Raw genomic sequence first — 15,668 nt, forward strand, 5'->3', positions numbered from 1 at the left:
CGCGCGGTCTCGGCTCCTAGAGTGCGGAGCATGCCCGAGGGAGACAGCGTCCACCGTCTCGCCGCCCGCCTGAGGCGAGCGGCGGACGGCCGGACCGTCGCGGACGGCGAGCTGCGCTCGGGCGACGCGGCCGGCAGCTCGCTCGAGGGTCTGCGGATCCTCGAGCACGACACCCACGGCAAGCACCTGCTCACCCGCTTCTCCGATGGTCTGACCCTGCACACCCACCTGCGGATGCAGGGGTCCTGGACGGTCACCTCGCCCGGGCGCTCCGTGCCGCGGGGCGTGCAGAAGGACGTCCGCGTCCGGCTCCGGCTCGACGACGGGGTCGCCCTCTGGGGCATCGACCTCCCCGTCGTCGAGCTGCTGCCCACCCGCGACGAGGCGCAGGCGATCGGCCACCTCGGTCCCGACCCGCTCCGCGCCGACTGGAGCGCGGAGGAGGCGGTCGCCCGCCTGTCCCGCGTGCCCGAGCGGCCGGTCGTCGCCGCCCTGCTCGACCAGCGCCTGATGGCGGGGCTCGGCAACCTCTGGGCGAACGAGGTCTGCTTCCTCCGCGGGCTCTACCCCTGGCGGCCCGTCGGCACCGTCGACGTCCGCGCCCTGGTCGCCACCGCCGCCCGGGGCCTGCGCGCGTCCGTCACGGTCCCCGGGATGTTCCAGACCACCACCGGTGACACGCGTCGCGGCGAGCGGCACTGGGTCGCGGGCCGCGCCGGCCGGCCGTGCCTGCGCTGCGGCACCACCGTCCTCGTCCGCGCCGAGGTCCGCGACGACCCGGAGCAGCGGCGCACCTGGTGGTGCCCGCACTGCCAGCCCGAACCCGCCGACTCCGGGCAGTGACCCGGGCGGCGCGCCTGCGTAGGCTGGGCGGCAGGACGAGCGGAGGGGTCGCATGAGCGAGAACGTCTGGGGATCGCCGGAGCCGGCGTCGCGGCGCGAGGAGCCGGCGACCGGGGTCGAGCGATCCGGCACGCCCCCGCAGCCGCAGGAGGCCGCCGAACCCGACGTCGAGCTCGCCCGCCCCGAGGACATCGAGCGGGCCCAGGCCGTCAAGGACCTCAAGCGCCGGCGCGACTTCGCCGGCTCGGTCGGCGGCTGGATGACCGTTTCCGCGATCAGCACCGGCGTCTGGTTCGCGACGGGCGCCGACGGCTACTTCTGGCCGGTCTGGCCGATGCTCGGCATCGGCATCGGCGTGGCCAGTCAGGCCGCCGCCCTCTGGGGCCCGGCCAAGAAGGAGATCACCGAGGCGGACATCGCCGCACAGATGCGCAAGCGCGAGCTGCGCGGCCGCTGACGGCCGGTCTCCCGCCTCCACGCTGGTCGAGCAGCCGCGCAACAGCGTCATGCCGGTCGAGCAGCCGAGCAGCGGCGTATCGAGACCCACCCACCGACAGCACCCGCCTCGCCCGGCACCCCCCTCCCAGGACTCCCGTCGACCCCGGCTGCTAGGGTGCGTTCGAGCGCGCCGACGTCCCGACGGCTGCGCTCACGGCACAGCGTGGCGCGCCGGACCCGAGGCGTGCCGCCTCCGGCACCGCCCACTGACGGTTTGGACACCCTTGGCCGACTCCTCCTCGCCCTCCTCCGCGCAGCCTCCCTTCGACGCGTCGCAGTTCCACGAGCTCCCGCCGAAGCGGCCCTCCCGCCGGGCCGTCGTGCTCGGCGCGGTCGGCGCCGGTCTCGGCCTCGTCGCCCTCGGCGGCGGCGGCTACGCCGCGTACCGCGCCCTGCAGCCCGACCAGCCCGGCGTCTCCGGCGAGCCGGGCACCCCGGCCGCCGAGCTCGATCTGCTCGCCGGCGTCCCGACCCCGACGCCGTCCTTCGGCCCGAACGGCACCCACTGGCCCTCGCGGACCCCGTGGTTCACCGGCGACGTCGATCTCGAGGTCGAGGTGGAGTGCTCCTGGTCGGCGATCAGCGAGGCGATCACGACGGCGCTCGACACCGCGGGCCCCGCCGACACCATCCGCATCCTCGTCGCACCGGGCGAGCTGCCCGGCGGCGGCGCCGGCTCGAGCTCGTCTCCGATGATGCAGGACATCGGCACGCTCGATCGGGACACCCGCGTCCTCGTCTACCCGCGCGACGGCTGGGGCACGGTCACCACCGCCAACTCCTGGCGCCTGCTCCGCGTCTACAACGTCGCGCTCGTGGGCATCGTCACCAACGGCGCCTTCCTCGCCTCCGGCTGCAGCAGCTCCGCCTTCGCCCGGATCACCACCAACGCCTACAACGTCTACGGCGTCGACGGCACCGACTTCACCGAGAACGTCGAGCTGGTCGAGGTCGTCGTCCCCGACGCCCAGCTGCGCGACGAGGACGTCTCGAGCATGCGCACCCCCACCGACGGCGCGGGCGGCCTCCGCCACATCTTCCGCATCGGCTGCTACACCGCTCCCGCCTACAAGGAGAAGGGCTCCGGCGCGCACACCGACACCGTGCAGTTCTCCGGCCAGGGCGGCAACTACTACGGCGACATCACGAGCATCGACTGCATCGACTTCGCCTCGACGAACACCGCGTTCCAGATCGGCTCTGCGCAGAACGTGCGCTACCAGCACTGCCTGGTCGTCGGAGCGGACGTCGTCAAGCGCGTCTTCCCCGTCCCGGACGAGGCGGATCAGGACGGCAGCTTCGGCGCCTCCAACGGTCCCGGCGTCGAGTTCGGCTGCTCGGCGCTCGACAGCACCTTCATCGGCCCGATGGGCGCCGCCACCTGGGCGTCCGTCTCGGGGTCGACCGCGGGCTACGAGACGACCGGCGCCGCCCCGAAGGAGGGCGAGTGGATCATCGACGAGTCGATCCTCGAGTGGACCGCCGACGACGTGCACGAGCGCAGCCCGCAGGTGACGAGCGAGTACCTGGCCCAGATCTGGGCCTGACCGGCTCTCAGCCCGAGTGCCGTCCGGCCCGCGCGGGTCGCGCCAGCGATGCGAGCGGCGCCGGCACCGTGAACAGCGGATCGCCTGGGATCAGCGCGAGCACCCGGCGGATCCCGAGCGACAGCACGACGATCGCCGCCGTGAGCACCAGCGGGTAGAGCAGCGCCGCCACCGGCCTCTCGAGCAGTCCGGTCAGCCACGCCGCATCCGAGTTCGCGACGAGCGACCACAGCCCCAGCAGCGGCACCTGCAGCAGGTAGATCGGCAGCGTCCGGCGTCCGATCGCCGAGCCGACCCGCGCGGCCGGCGCCCAGCGGCAGAGCAGGGCGGCGCAGGCCACGGCGAGCGGGATCGCGCTCGCGCTGACGACGAACCCGGCGATCTGCGCGACGGGCCCGTCCGCGACGCGGCCGCCGACGACCGCCAGCAGGAACACCCCGAGCGGCGCGAGCAGCACCAGCACGCCCGGCCGCGAGAAGCGGCGCAGCTGCTCGGCACCGAGGACGCCGAGCGCGAAGAAGACGAAGTTCGCCAGCAGCGCGTCGCCGAAGAGGATCACCCGCAGGTTCGTCGCGAGGAACCAGGCGGCGGTGCCGAGCAGCAGGATCCCCCACCAGGGCACCCGGAGCGCCCGCAGCAGCACCAGCACGGCCGGGTAGAGCGCCAGCGCGAAGAGGAACCAGAGCGTGGTGGTCGGGAAGACGAACTGCAGCAGGACGCGGTCGAGCGAGTCGATCGAGTGCGGGAAGTCCGGTCGCGCGAGCAGGGCGAAGAACACGGCGTAGAGCACGACCCACACCGCGTAGAGGTAGTAGTTCGAGACGAGGCGCACGCGGGCGGAGCCGCGCCGCCAGCCGCGGAGGAGGCCGGACTGCGCCAGCAGCCCCGCGAGCGCGAACAGGATCGGCATCCGGATGCGCCCGAGGGAGCCGCCGACCTGGTCCCAGAGCGCGGCGACGGAGGACGCCGGGTCCGCGACGGTGGCGAAGCTCCAGATCAGGACGTGGAAGAGGACGACCGCGAGGACGCCGAGGCCGCGGGTCGTGTCGATCCAGGCGAGCCGCTCGCGCGCGACGAGCGCGTCCCCTGATCCCGTTGCCACGCGAACCAGTATGAGGGCTCGATGTGTCGCGGCAAACGCGACGTGCGGCGCCCAGCATCGGTTTGCGGGGGCAGCTCGCGGCGTTCGGCCGCGCGAAGGGCCGTCAGCTCGCGCCGTCGAGCCGCCCGACAGCGGTGACCCGCACGACCGCGGCACCCGCCTCGTCCGACTCCGCGAGATCGACCGTCGCCGAGATGCCCCAGTCGTGATCACCGGCCGGATCGTCGAGGATCTGCCGCACCCGCCACTCGGTGGGTGTCTCGGTCACGAGCAGCATCTTCGGCCCCCGCGAGTCCGGGCCGATCCCGATCGAGTCGTGCTCGTCGTAGTAGTCGTCGAGCGCCTCGCCCCACGCGTCGGCGTCGAAGCCCGCCGCCGCGTCCAGCTCGCCGAGCGCCTCGTGGTCGTCCAGCGCCGCGAGGGTGACCCGCCGGAACAGCTCGTTGCGCACCAGCACCCGGAACGCGCGGTGGTTCGCGGTGAGCCGTCGCGGGGCGGGCGGCACGATCGCCTGGTCGGCGGCGTGCAGGGCCGGGTTGACCAGCTCCTCCCACTCGTCGACCAGCGAGGAGTCGACCTGGCGCACCAGCTCGCCGAGCCACTCGATCAGGTCGTGCAGCTCCTCGTTCTTGATCTCGTCGGGGATCGTCTGCCGGGCGGCCCGGAACGCGTCGGAGAGGTAGCGCAGCACGAGGCCCTCCGAGCGCGAGAGCTTGTAGAAGGCGCAGTACTCGCCGAACGACATCGCCCGCTCGTACATGTCGCGCACGACCGACTTGGGCGAGAGCTCGAAGTCGCGCACCCACGGCTGGACGGCGGTGTACGTCTCGAAGGTCGCCTCGAGCAGCTCCTGCAGCGGCTTCGGATGGGTGACGCTCTCGAGCAGCTCCATCCGCTCCTCGTACTCGATCCCGTCCGCCTTCATCGCGGCGACCGCGTCGCCCCTGGCCTGGAACTGCTGGGCGCCGAGGATCTGCCGCGGATCGTCGAGCGTCGCCTCGAGCACCGAGATCACGTCGAGCGCGAAGGTCGGCGACTCGGGGTCGAGCACGTCGAACACGGCGAGCGCGAACGGCGAGAGCGGCTGGTTGAGCGCGAAGTTGGGCTGCAGGTCGACGGTCAGCCGGATGCGGACCACGCCGTCGCGGTCGACGATCTGCTCGACCACCTCCGCGGTGCGCAGCGTGCGGTAGATGCCCAGCGCGCGGCGGGCCAGCTGGAGCTGCCGCTTCCACGGCTCGTGGTTGTCGAAGATCAGCGCGTGCACGTTCGCGAAGACGTCGCCGCCGCGCGCGATCACGTTGAGGAGCATCGACGAGGTGATGGTCATGTGCGAGGTGAGCGTCTCGGGCTCGGCGTCGACGAGCTTGCGGAAGCTCGGCTCGCCCCAGCTGACGAAGCCCTGCGGTGCGCGCTTGCCGACCCATTTGCGCCGCTTCTTCGGGTCGTCGCCCATCTTGTCGAGCGCCTTGCGGTTCTCGGACTCGTGCTCGGGCGCCTGCACCACCACGGTGCCCGCGGTGTCGTAGCCCGCGCGGCCGGCCCGCCCGGCGATCTGGTGGAACTCGCGGGCCGAGAGCTGGCGGCTCTTCACGCCGTCGTACTTGGTCAGCGCGCTGAGCAGCACCGTCCGGATCGGCACGTTGATGCCGACGCCGAGGGTGTCCGTGCCGCAGATGACCCGCAGCATGCCCTGCTGGGCCAGCTGCTCGACCAGGCGGCGGTACTTCGGCAGCATGCCCGCGTGGTGCACGCCGATCCCGAGCCGGAGCAGGCGCGAGAGGGTCTTGCCGAACGCGGTGGTGAAGCGGAAGCCGCCGATCACCTCGGCGATGCGGTCGCGGTGCTCGCGGGTGGCGATGTTGGCGCTGGTCAGCGCCTGCGCGCGCTCGAGCGCCGCGGCCTGCGAGAAGTGCACGACGTAGACCGGAGCCTGGTTCGTCGAGAGCAGCTCCTCGATCGAGTCGTGGATCGGCGCGATCTCGTAGAAGAAGTGCAGCGGCACCGGCCGCTCGACGCCGGTGACGGTGGCGGTCTCGCGCCCCGTCCGCCGGGTGAGGTCCGCGGCGAGCGCCGTCACGTCGCCGAGCGTCGCCGACATCAGCACGAACTGCACGTGCGGCAGCGTCAGCAGCGGCACCTGCCAGGCCCAGCCGCGGGACGGGTCGGCGTAGAAGTGGAACTCGTCCATCACGACCTGGTCGACGTCGGTCTCGGCGCCGTGCCTCAGCGCCAGGTTCGCGAGGATCTCGGCGGTGCAGCAGATGATCGGCGCGTCCGGATTCACCGAGGAGTCGCCGGTCACCATCCCGACGTTCGCGGCGCCGAAGACGTCGACCAGCGCGAAGAACTTCTCGGACACGAGCGCCTTGATCGGGGCCGTGTAGTAGCTGCGCCGGCCGTTCGCCAGCGCGGCGGCGTGCGCCCCGATCGCGACCAGCGACTTCCCGGTGCCGGTCGGCGTCGACAGGATCAGGTTCGCCCCCGACGAGATCTCGATCATCGACTCGTCCTGCGCCGGATACAGCGGCAGCCCGCGCGCCTCGGCCCACTCCGTGAACGCCAGATACACCGCGTCGTCGTCGACGCGCCCGTCGGCGTCGGGCGTCGGCATCCGTTCGAGCAGCGTCAGACTCATCCCCCCATCCTCCCGGAGTTTCCTGCGGAGGGCCGCCGCGGCTCGAGGAGTCGCGCGGCGGCCCCTCAGTGCCGGCGGAGCAGCCGCGCAGCGCCCCCTCCATGCTGGTCGAGCAGCCGCGCAGCGGCGTATCCAGACCCGCCCACCCGACGACAGTGGATCTCGATACGCCCTCTCCGAGGGCTACTCGATCAGCATGCTGTTTCCAGCCGCTCAGCCGCGCAGCGGCGTATCGAGACCGCGGGTCAGGCGAGCGCGCGCTCGACGTAGGGCCGCAGGTCGGCGGCGAGGCGCAGCTCGCCCGCGGCCTCGGCGTCGAGGAGGGTCTGCGCGTCGTCGGCGCGGCGCTCGACGAACCAGCGGCGCAGCGGCACGGCGCGCTCCGGGCGCGAGAGCACCTCGATCGTGTCGCCCGCCTCGATGCTCCCGCGGTGCAGCACGCGCAGGTAGGCGCCGGTGCGCCCCGCCTCGGCGAAGCGCTTCACCCACTGCGGCTCGCCGAGCACGCGCTGGAACGTGGCGCACGGCGTCCGCGGCATCGTCACCTCGACCTCGACCTTCTCGCCGATCCGCCAGCGCTCGCCGATCACGGCGCCGGTGAGGTCGAGTCCCTCGACGCGCAGGTTCTCGCCGAACCGGCCTGCGGGCATCGGGTAGCCGAGCCGCTCCGCCCACCACTCGGCGTCCTCGCGGGCGTAGGCGTAGAGCGCCTTCGCCTCGCCGCCGTGGTGCGCGCGGTCGGCCTGCACGTCGGCGTAGACCCCGAGGTCGCGGATGACGACCGGGCCCTCGACGGGGCGCTTGTCGATCGCGGTCACGCCGACGAGGCCGGGGTCCGGGAGCAGGCGGTCGACGCGGCAGACGGCGAGGAGTCGGGGCATGCGGTCATGCTCTCACCGCCGGGCCCCGCTCGCGCGCAGAGGCTCGCCGGTGAGCGGTGCGCGGGGGGCTCGCCGCGTAGGCTCGCCGGGTGCGCGCCGCCCTCCCCGCTCCCCGTTTCGATCCGCTCGTCCTCGACGGCCTCGCGGAGGGCTTCGCCGGCGACACCGGCGCCCGCGAGCACGCGGAGGGGCTCCGCTTCGACGGCGTCGACCTCACCGGAGCGGACCTGACGGCCGCCTCCTTCAGCGAGTGCGTGCTCGACGGCGCGGTCCTCGAGCGGGCGCAGCTGCGCGCCGCCTCCCTCGTCGAGTCGCGACTCGAGCGGCTGGACGTGCCGGGGCTGTCCGCGCCCCGCAGCCGCTGGCGCTCGATCGAGCTCGCCTCCTCCCGGCTCGGCTCGGCCGAGCTCTACGAGAGCACCTTCGAGCAGGTCCGGATCTCGGACTGCAAGCTCGGCTACGTCAACCTGCGCGGAGCGACCCTGCGCGACGTCCTCTTCGAGCGCTGCACGATCGACGAGCTCGACCTCGGCGGGGCCACCGGTTCGCGGGTGGCCTTCACCGACTGCGACGTCCGCTCGCTGGAGGTGCCCGGCGCGAGGATCCAGGACCTCGACCTGCGCGGCGCCGAGCTGCACGTGCTCGGCGGCCTCGACGGACTCCGCGGCGCCGCGCTCACCGAGCTGCAGCTCAGCCTGATGCTGCCGCTGTTCGCCGAGCACTTCGGCGTGCGCGTCCTCGGCTGAGGCGCACCGCCGCCGCTAGGCGCGCCGGCGCCCGATCCGCCGGCTGAGCGCCCGGCGACCGAGCAGGAACACCCCGAGCACGATCGTGGTGACGACCACGAAGCTCAGCTGCACGCCCTGCCCCGAGAGCACCCGCAGCAGCATCCCGCCGGCCACGGTCACGATCCAGACCACGAGCCCGGAGACGAGGATCCGGTCGGGCGTGCGCCAGGCGCGCGCGATCACCCAGCCCAGCAGCAGGGCCGCGGCGAACGGCCACAGCGTCACGAGGAAGCCCTCGAGCACCGAGCCGCCGTCGTGCGTCCGCCGCCCGATCAGGACGAAGACCGCGACGAGGACGACGTCGAGCGCCAGCCCGAGCCCGGCGCGGCGGGTCACGCCGGCTCCGTCACGAAGTCGATCAGCTGCTCGACCCGGCCCAGCAGCGCGGGCTCCAGGTCCTTGAAGGTGCGGACCTGCCCGAGGATGCGCTGCCAGGCGCGCGCGATGTCGGCCTGCTCGTCGTGCGGCCAGCCGAGCGCCTGGCAGATGCCCTTCTTCCACTCGATGGAGCGCGGGACGTCCGGCCAGCGCTCGAGTCCGACGCGGGCGGGCTTGACCGCCTGCCAGACATCGACGAAGGGATGGCCGACCACGAGGACGTGCGCGCCGTGCGGCCCGGCGGCGACCGCGTCGGCGATCCGCGACTCCTTCGACCCGCGGACGAGGTGGTCGACGAGCACGCCGATCCGCCGTCCTGGACCGGGGGCGAAGGCGCGGACCAGCTCGTCGAGGTTGTCGACGCCCTCGATGTACTCGACGACCACGCCCTCGATCCGAAGGTCGTGGCCCCAGACCTTCTCGACCAGCTCGGCGTCGTGCCGGCCCTCGACGTAGATGCGGCTCGGCAGCGCGACGCGCGCCTTCGCGTCGGCGACGTGGAAGGAGCCGGAGGCGGAGCGCGCCCGGCCGAGGTTCGCGTCGCGCTTGAGGCCGGGAGCCTTGAGCGACACCGGCTTGCCGTCGATCAGGAAGCCGGGGCCGATCGGGAAGACCCGGACCTTGCCGAAGCGGTCCTCGAGCTTCACCATCCTCAGCTCCACGCCGATGACGGCGCCGACGAAGCCGGAGGCGACCTCCTCGACCACGAGATCGCGCTCGGCCTCGACCACCGCGACCTCGACCGTGTTCTTCGCCCGCCAGTTCCCGGCGAGCACGTCCTGCTCGTACCTGTCCTCGTCCATCGCCTCGAGGGTAGCCCGCTGCTGCGGATGATCATCACTCTCGATTACCAGAATGTATTGCGATGCGTTTATGGATCTGGTCCACTGGTCGTGGCTGCCGACCGGCGGCCGCGTTCCTCCGAAAGGCAGCACCATGAGCACCACCGACCTCCACGCCGAGCACGACGTCACCGAGCACGAGCACGGCGACGGCTGCGGCCACACCACCGTCCAGCACGACGACCACGTCGACTACGCGCACGGCACCCACCGCCACGCCCTGCACGGCGACCACTACGACGAGCACGGCGCGCACGCCGAGCACGCCGCCGCCGCCGACCGGTCCTGACCCGTTCGGCGGATCTCGATACGCCCCCTGCGGGGGCTACTCGATCAGCATGAAGGAGCCGCCGCCGCCCTTGCATGCTGGTCGAATAGCGCGAAGCGCGTATGGACCCGCCGGCGACGAGCATGACGCTGCAAGACCCCGCTCCCAGCCGCGGTGAGTAGGCTGAGGGGGTTACAACGTGCTCCGGGGTCGGTGAGAGTCCGAACCGGCGGTGACAGTCCGCGAGCCGCTGACCACTTCGGTGGGAGGCGGTTGACCTGGTGGAATTCCGGGACCGACGGTGAAAGTCCGGATGGGAGGCAGCACGAGCGTCGCGCGCGAGCGCGGCGCTGAACGACGGTGCCCGCGCACCGCCGCTCGCACCCCGGAGTTCGGCGACGAACGGAACCGGGAATGACGATCGACTTCGAGCACGCGATGCGCAGGGCGCTGGCCCTCGCCGAGCGCGGCCCCGCCCGCGGCGTGAACCCGCGCGTCGGCTGCGTCCTCCTCGCGCCCGACGGCTCGGTGCTCGCCGAGGGCTGGCACCACGGCGCCGGCACCGCGCACGCGGAGGTCGACGCCCTCTCCGCCCTCGCCCCCGGCGCCGCGACCGGCGCCACCGCCGTCGTCTCGCTCGAGCCCTGCAACCACACCGGCCGCACCGGCCCCTGCAGCCGCGCCCTGATCGACGCCGGCGTCGCCCGCGTCGTCTACGCCGTCGGCGACCCGGGCGACCGCTCGGCCGGCGGCGGCGACACCCTCCGCACGGCCGGCGTCGAGGTGGTCGAGGGCGTCCTCGCCGAGGAGGCGGAGGAGTTCCTGCACGTCTGGCTCGCCGCGACCCGCCGCCGCCGCCCCTGGGTGACCCTCAAGTGGGCGTCCACGCTCGACGGCCGCACCGCCGCCGCCGACGGCAGCAGCCGCTGGATCACCGGCGCCGCGGCCCGGCAGCGGGTGCACGAGCAGCGCGCCGCCGCCGACGCGATCCTCGTCGGCACCGGCACGGTCCTCGCCGACGACCCGAGCCTGACCGCCCGCGGCGACGCCGGCGAGCTCCTCGCCGAGCAGCCGCTCCCCGTCGTCGTCGGCGAGCGCGGCCTCCCCGCCGGCGCCCGCGTCCTCGAGCACCCGCGCCGCCCGATCCTCGAGCGGACCCACGACCTCGCCGCGGTCCTCGACCGCCTCTACGACGCCGAGGTGCGGAACGTCTACGTCGAGGGCGGCCCGACGCTCGCCTCCGCCCTGGTCGCCGACGGCCTCGTCGACGAGTTCCTCGTCTACCTCGCCCCGGCGCTGCTCGGCGGCCCGCGACTCGCCCTCGACGACCTGGGTGTCGAGAGCATCGCCGGCGCGCACCGCCTCGACCTCCGCTCCGTGGAGGTCCTCGGCGGCGACCTCCTCGTCACCGCCCGGCCGGGCTCCCCCGCCCGCCGGCCGCCCGCCCCGCAGAAGGAGTCCTGATGTTCACCGGAATCATCGAGGAGGTCGGCGTGGTCACGGCGGTCTCGGCAGGGACCGACGCGATCCGCCTGACCGTGCGCGGCCCCCTGGCCGTCGAGGGCGCCCGCCACGGCGACTCCATCGCGGTCTCGGGCGTCTGCCTCACCGTCGTCGACCAGTCGGCCGACGGCTTCACCGCCGATGTCATGGCGCAGACCCTGCGGATGTCGACCCTCGACGGCGTCGCGGTCGGCGACTCCGTGAACCTCGAGCGCGCGGCGCTGGTCGGCGACCGCCTCGGCGGCCACATCGTCCAGGGCCACATCGACGGCACCGCGACGCTGCTCGCGGTGACGCCCGGCGACGCCTGGCGGGTGCTGCGCTTCTCGCTCCCCGCCGAGGCGGCACCGCTGGTCACCGACAAGGGCTCGATCGCGGTCGACGGCGTCTCGCTGACGGTCTCGGCGATCAGTCCCGCCACGGAGCCGGAGCAGTGGTTCGAGGTGTCGCTCATCCCCGAGACCCTCGCCGCCACCACCCTCGGCGCCCGCGCCGTCGGCGACCGCGTCAACATCGAGACCGACATCCTCGCCCGTCACGTCGAGCGGATGCTCGCGCTGCGGTCCGTCACCAGCACCGGAGGTCGAGCATGAGCCTCGCCAGCATCCCCGAGGCCGTCGCGGCCCTCCGCGCCGGCCGGCCGATCATCGTCGCCGACGACGAGGGCCGTGAGAACGAGGGCGACGTCATCGTCTCGGCCCAGCTCGCGACACAGGAGACGATCGCCTGGATGGTCCGCCACTCCTCGGGATTCATCTGCGCGCCGATGACCAACGAGATCGCCGACCGCCTGGAGCTGCCGCTGATGGTCGTCGACAACGAGGACCCGCGCGGCACCGCCTACACGCTCTCGGTCGACGCCGCCGACCGGCTCTCCACCGGCATCAGCGCCTCCGACCGCGCGCACACGCTCCGCGTGCTGGCCGACCCGGACGCCACCCCGTCGCGGCTGCACCGCCCCGGCCACATCCTTCCCCTGCGCGCCGTCGAGGGCGGCGTCCGCGAGCGCGACGGGCACACGGAGGCGGCGGTCGACCTGATGCGCCTCGCCGGGCTCGAGCCCGTGGGTGCCATCTCGGAGATCGTGGCCGAGGACGGCGAGATGATGCGCCTCCCCGGTCTGATCGCCCTCGGCGAGCGCGAGGGCGTGCCGGTCACGACCGTCGCCGCGCTGATCGCCTATCTCGAGGAGCACCACGCCGAGCTCGACGCGACCAGCGTGGAGCCGGCCCGCGACACTCCGCGGGTGAGCTTCGAGGTCGAGACGACCGTGCCGACCACCCACGGCCCGTTCCGGCTGCGCGCCTACCGCGACCGCCAGACCGGCGCGGACCACGTCGCCGTCGTGGCCGACCCCGTCGGCGACGGCCGCGGGACACTCGTGCGCGTGCACTCGGAGTGCCTCACCGGCGAGGCCTTCGGCTCGCTGAAGTGCGAGTGCGGGCCTCAGCTCGACGCGGCGCTCGACACGATCCAGCGCGACGGCGGCGTCGTGATCTATCTGCGCGGGCACGAGGGCCGCGGTATCGGGCTGATCAACAAGCTCCGCGCCTACCGGCTGCAGGAGGACGGGCTCGACACCCTCGACGCCAACCTCGCGCTCGGCCTGCCCGCTGACGCGCGCGACTACGGCGCCGCCGTCGGCATCCTCGAGGACCTCGGCGTCACCGACGTCCGCCTGCTCACCAACAACCCCGAGAAGGTGCGCCAGCTCACCGACCGCGGCATCACCGTCTCCGAGCGCGTGCCGCTGGTGGCCGGCGTCGGCGCCTTCAACCAGGGCTACCTCGCGACCAAGCGCGACCGGATGGGCCACTTCAGCGATCTCGACGCCCTCGTCGGACTCGACCCCCTCGACGCCGGACCCTCCGGCGCGACACCGAAGGAGTAAGCCATGGCCGGTAGCGGCGCCCCCACCACCTCCACCGTCGACGGGAGCGGCCTCCGCGTCGTCGTCGTCGCCGGGACCTGGCACCAGCAGATCACCGACGGGCTGATCGCCGGCGCGAAGGCCGCGCTCGACGAGTCCGGCGCCTCCTGGTCGCTCGTGCGCGTCCCCGGCTCGTTCGAGCTGCCGGTCGCCGCGAAGGCCGCCCTCGAGGCGGGCGCGGACGCGGTGGTCGCCCTCGGCGTCATCATCCGCGGCGGCACCCCGCACTTCGAGTACGTCTCGGACGCGGCGACCTCGGGCCTGACGAACGTCTCGATCCAGACCGGCAAGCCGGTCGGCTTCGGCGTGCTCACCCTCGACACCGAGCAGCAGGGCCTCGACCGCGCCGGGCTGCCCGGCTCGAAGGAGGACAAGGGCCGCGAGGCGGCGGAGGCGGCGATCGCGACCGCACTCGTCCTCCGCGAGCTGCGCGGCTAGCGGGCGACCTCGCACGCCGCTCTCCCGCGGCGCTCAGCGCCGGCGACCCCCTTCTCGGGGGCGCCGACGCTGAGTGCTGAGAGGCGCTCTTGCTGGGAGACCGCGGAGTAAAGTGGACGGGTCGTCACGAGCGGCCCTACCCTCCCTCCCCCTCGGCCCCCGCGGCCCGCAGCGCCCGATCGACGCCGCCCCCGCCGGCACCGGGAGACCCCTCCATCGGAGCAGCCCTCTTCCATGTCTTCTTCCCGTACCGCAGCCGACGCTCCCGCCGCCGCCCCGCAGAACTCGCGGGGCCGGGTGATCCTGGCGAGCCTCATCGGCACCTCGATCGAGTTCTACGACTTCTACGCCTACGCGACGGCCGCCGTCCTGGTCTTCCCGTCGCTCTTCTTCGTCAACGAGGATCCGGCGGTCGCCCTCCTCGCCTCCTTCGCGGTCTTCGGCGTCGCCTTCATCGCCCGCCCGATCGGGTCGATCATCTTCGGCCACTTCGGCGACCGCGTCGGCCGCAAGGGCACCCTCGTCGCCTCGCTCCTCACGATGGGCATCGCGACCTTCCTGATCGGCTGCCTGCCGACCGCCCTCACGCCGGGCTGGGAGTTCCTCGCTCCGTTCCTGCTCGTCGTGATGCGCTTCTGCCAGGGCCTCGGCCTCGGCGGCGAGTGGTCCGGCGCGGCGCTCCTGGCGACCGAGAACGCCCCCGCGAACAAGCGCGCCATCTACGGCACCTTCCCCCAGCTCGGCGCCCCGATCGGCTTCATCGTCGCGAACGTGCTCTTCCTGGTGCTGGCGAGCACCATGAGCGACGAGACCTTCGCCGCCTGGGGCTGGCGCGTGCCGTTCCTCGCGAGCGCCGTGCTCGTCATCGTCGGCCTCTACGTGCGCCTCAAGCTCGTCGAGACCCCCGCGTTCCAGAAGGTCGTCGACAACGGCGAGGTGGCCAAGCTGCCGCTCGCCCGCGTCTTCAAGACCAGCTGGCGCCCGCTCATCCTCGGCACGTTCATCATGCTGGCGACCTACGTGCTCTTCTACCTGATGACCACGTTCACGCTGACCTACGGCACCACGCCCTCCGACGCGGCGACCCCGGGCCTCGGCTACAGCCGCAACGACTTCCTGATCATGCTGATCGTCGGCGTCGTCTTCTTCGGGATCTTCACGCTGGTCTCCGGACCGCTGGCCGAGAGGTTCGGCCGCCGCCGCACGCTGCTCGTCGTCACCTCGGCGATCCTCGTCTTCGGCCTGCTCTTCGTCCCGCTGTTCAGCGGCGGCTTCGCCGGCGTGATGGCGGTGCTGATCCTCGGCTTCACGCTGATGGGCCTCACCTTCGGCCCGATGGGCGCGGTCCTGCCCGAGCTCTTCCCGACCAACGTCCGCTACACCGGCTCGGCGATGTCGTACAACCTCGCGTCGATCCTCGGAGCGGCGCTCGCCCCGATCATCGCGGTGGCGCTCTGGCAGTCGGCCGGCGGCAGCACCCTGCTGGTGGGCCTCTACCTCAGCGGCGCGGCGGTGCTGACGCTGATCGCCCTGCTGCTCTCGAAGGAGACGCAGCACACGGCGTACCACGACAACGTGTCGTAGGGCGCTCCTGCCCTGCACGTCCGGCCCGTCGGTTCCCCCGGCGGGCCGGACCTGTCTCCGGGCCTCGCAGCGGGCCGTCGCCCCGCGCCGCGCGTCAATGCGAGTTGACAGCTCCCGAGCGGGGCGCGCAGACTGGACGTCAATCGCGGTTGACACATCGGCGAGCGCGACCGACGGCCCGCTCGCAGCAAGGAGGAGGCAGAATGAACGACGGCACGATCACGACCCTCGCGGGGGACGCCGGCGCCGACGACCCGATCACCGCCCTCCGAGCGATCCACGGCCTGCGCGCCGAGCTCGACCGGGCCGAGGCGCTCGCCGTGCGCCGCGCGCGGAACGCGAACGCCTCCTGGCAGCTGATCGCGCTCTGCCTCGGCGTCAGCCGCCAGGCGGTCCACAAGAAGTACGGCAGGGCATGAGCGAGGACG

Annotated in this window: 16 protein-coding genes and 1 riboswitch; of the genes, 11 read left to right on the forward strand and 5 right to left on the reverse strand. The window is 73.0% G+C overall.

Annotated features, from left to right (window positions below):
- The first annotated feature begins 30 nt into the window (after positions 1-30).
- The 3 genes from GTU73_RS19525 to GTU73_RS14915 all read left to right on the forward strand — a co-directional run bounded on the left by GTU73_RS19525 (position 31) and on the right by GTU73_RS14915 (position 2,888).
- Positions 31-843: a DNA-formamidopyrimidine glycosylase family protein gene (locus GTU73_RS19525; protein ID WP_160090479.1), complete on the forward strand. Its 813-nt coding sequence runs from the start codon at positions 31-33 to the stop codon at positions 841-843.
- Positions 844-895: 52 nt separating this feature from the next.
- Complete coding sequence (locus tag GTU73_RS14910) at positions 896-1,300, forward strand: 2TM domain-containing protein (protein WP_160090480.1); 405 nt, start codon at positions 896-898, stop codon at positions 1,298-1,300.
- Positions 1,301-1,565: 265 nt separating this feature from the next.
- A complete protein-coding gene (locus tag GTU73_RS14915; RefSeq protein ID WP_160090481.1) occupies positions 1,566-2,888 on the forward strand; it encodes a hypothetical protein in 1,323 nt (440 codons plus the stop codon).
- Between the two features lie 7 nt (positions 2,889-2,895).
- Here the strand turns inward: GTU73_RS14915 and GTU73_RS14920 are convergent, their stop codons facing one another.
- The 3 genes from GTU73_RS14920 to GTU73_RS14930 all read right to left on the reverse strand — a co-directional run bounded on the left by GTU73_RS14920 (position 2,896) and on the right by GTU73_RS14930 (position 7,509).
- On the reverse strand, positions 2,896-3,990 hold the full coding sequence (locus GTU73_RS14920; protein ID WP_160090482.1) for an acyltransferase: 1,095 nt from the start codon (positions 3,988-3,990) through the stop codon (positions 2,896-2,898).
- Positions 3,991-4,093: 103 nt separating this feature from the next.
- Complete coding sequence (locus tag GTU73_RS14925; protein ID WP_160090483.1) at positions 4,094-6,628, reverse strand: DEAD/DEAH box helicase; 2,535 nt, start codon at positions 6,626-6,628, stop codon at positions 4,094-4,096.
- Positions 6,629-6,873: 245 nt separating this feature from the next.
- The gene (locus GTU73_RS14930; protein ID WP_160090484.1) at positions 6,874-7,509 is read right to left on the reverse strand and encodes an MOSC domain-containing protein; all 636 of its coding nucleotides are present in this window, start codon (positions 7,507-7,509) and stop codon (positions 6,874-6,876) included.
- Positions 7,510-7,598: 89 nt separating this feature from the next.
- Here GTU73_RS14930 and GTU73_RS14935 point away from each other — a divergent pair, with 89 nt between their 5' ends.
- Positions 7,599-8,255, forward strand: coding sequence for a pentapeptide repeat-containing protein (locus GTU73_RS14935; RefSeq protein ID WP_160090485.1), 657 nt, complete (start codon positions 7,599-7,601; stop codon positions 8,253-8,255).
- Between the two features lie 15 nt (positions 8,256-8,270).
- Here GTU73_RS14935 and GTU73_RS14940 read toward each other — a convergent pair whose 3' ends face one another.
- Both GTU73_RS14940 and GTU73_RS14945 read right to left on the reverse strand, forming a co-directional pair.
- A complete protein-coding gene (locus tag GTU73_RS14940) occupies positions 8,271-8,633 on the reverse strand; it encodes a DUF3054 domain-containing protein (protein ID WP_160090486.1) in 363 nt (120 codons plus the stop codon).
- The gene (locus GTU73_RS14945) at positions 8,630-9,478 is read right to left on the reverse strand and encodes a DUF3097 domain-containing protein (protein WP_160090487.1); all 849 of its coding nucleotides are present in this window, start codon (positions 9,476-9,478) and stop codon (positions 8,630-8,632) included. Before GTU73_RS14945 ends, GTU73_RS14940 begins: the two co-directional genes overlap by 4 nt.
- Positions 9,479-9,611: 133 nt before the next feature.
- On the opposite strand from GTU73_RS14945, the gene GTU73_RS14950 reads away from it, so the two are divergent.
- The 7 genes from GTU73_RS14950 to GTU73_RS14980 all read left to right on the forward strand — a co-directional run bounded on the left by GTU73_RS14950 (position 9,612) and on the right by GTU73_RS14980 (position 15,659).
- On the forward strand, positions 9,612-9,806 hold the full coding sequence (locus GTU73_RS14950; RefSeq protein ID WP_160090488.1) for a zinc transporter permease: 195 nt from the start codon (positions 9,612-9,614) through the stop codon (positions 9,804-9,806).
- 175 nt (positions 9,807-9,981) lie between these two features.
- Positions 9,982-10,115: riboswitch (FMN riboswitch) on the forward strand.
- 84 nt (positions 10,116-10,199) lie between these two features.
- Entirely contained in the window at positions 10,200-11,249 is a 1,050-nt protein-coding gene (ribD, locus tag GTU73_RS14955; protein ID WP_244231656.1) for a bifunctional diaminohydroxyphosphoribosylaminopyrimidine deaminase/5-amino-6-(5-phosphoribosylamino)uracil reductase RibD, read from the forward strand.
- A complete protein-coding gene (locus tag GTU73_RS14960; protein ID WP_160090489.1) occupies positions 11,249-11,881 on the forward strand; it encodes a riboflavin synthase in 633 nt (210 codons plus the stop codon). Before ribD ends, GTU73_RS14960 begins: the two co-directional genes overlap by 1 nt.
- Entirely contained in the window at positions 11,878-13,179 is a 1,302-nt protein-coding gene (gene ribA, locus GTU73_RS14965) for a GTP cyclohydrolase II (RefSeq protein ID WP_160090490.1), read from the forward strand. Before GTU73_RS14960 ends, ribA begins: the two co-directional genes overlap by 4 nt.
- Positions 13,180-13,182: 3 nt before the next feature.
- Entirely contained in the window at positions 13,183-13,656 is a 474-nt protein-coding gene (gene ribH, locus GTU73_RS14970) for a 6,7-dimethyl-8-ribityllumazine synthase (protein WP_160090491.1), read from the forward strand.
- A gap of 234 nt (positions 13,657-13,890) precedes the next feature.
- Entirely contained in the window at positions 13,891-15,240 is a 1,350-nt protein-coding gene (locus GTU73_RS14975; protein ID WP_160090492.1) for an MFS transporter, read from the forward strand.
- Positions 15,241-15,443: 203 nt separating this feature from the next.
- The gene (locus GTU73_RS14980) at positions 15,444-15,659 is read left to right on the forward strand and encodes a hypothetical protein (protein ID WP_160090493.1); all 216 of its coding nucleotides are present in this window, start codon (positions 15,444-15,446) and stop codon (positions 15,657-15,659) included.
- The last annotated feature ends 9 nt before the right edge of the window (positions 15,660-15,668 follow it).

Source organism: Rathayibacter sp. VKM Ac-2804, from assembly GCF_009866655.1.
Lineage (GTDB): Bacteria > Actinomycetota > Actinomycetes > Actinomycetales > Microbacteriaceae > Rathayibacter.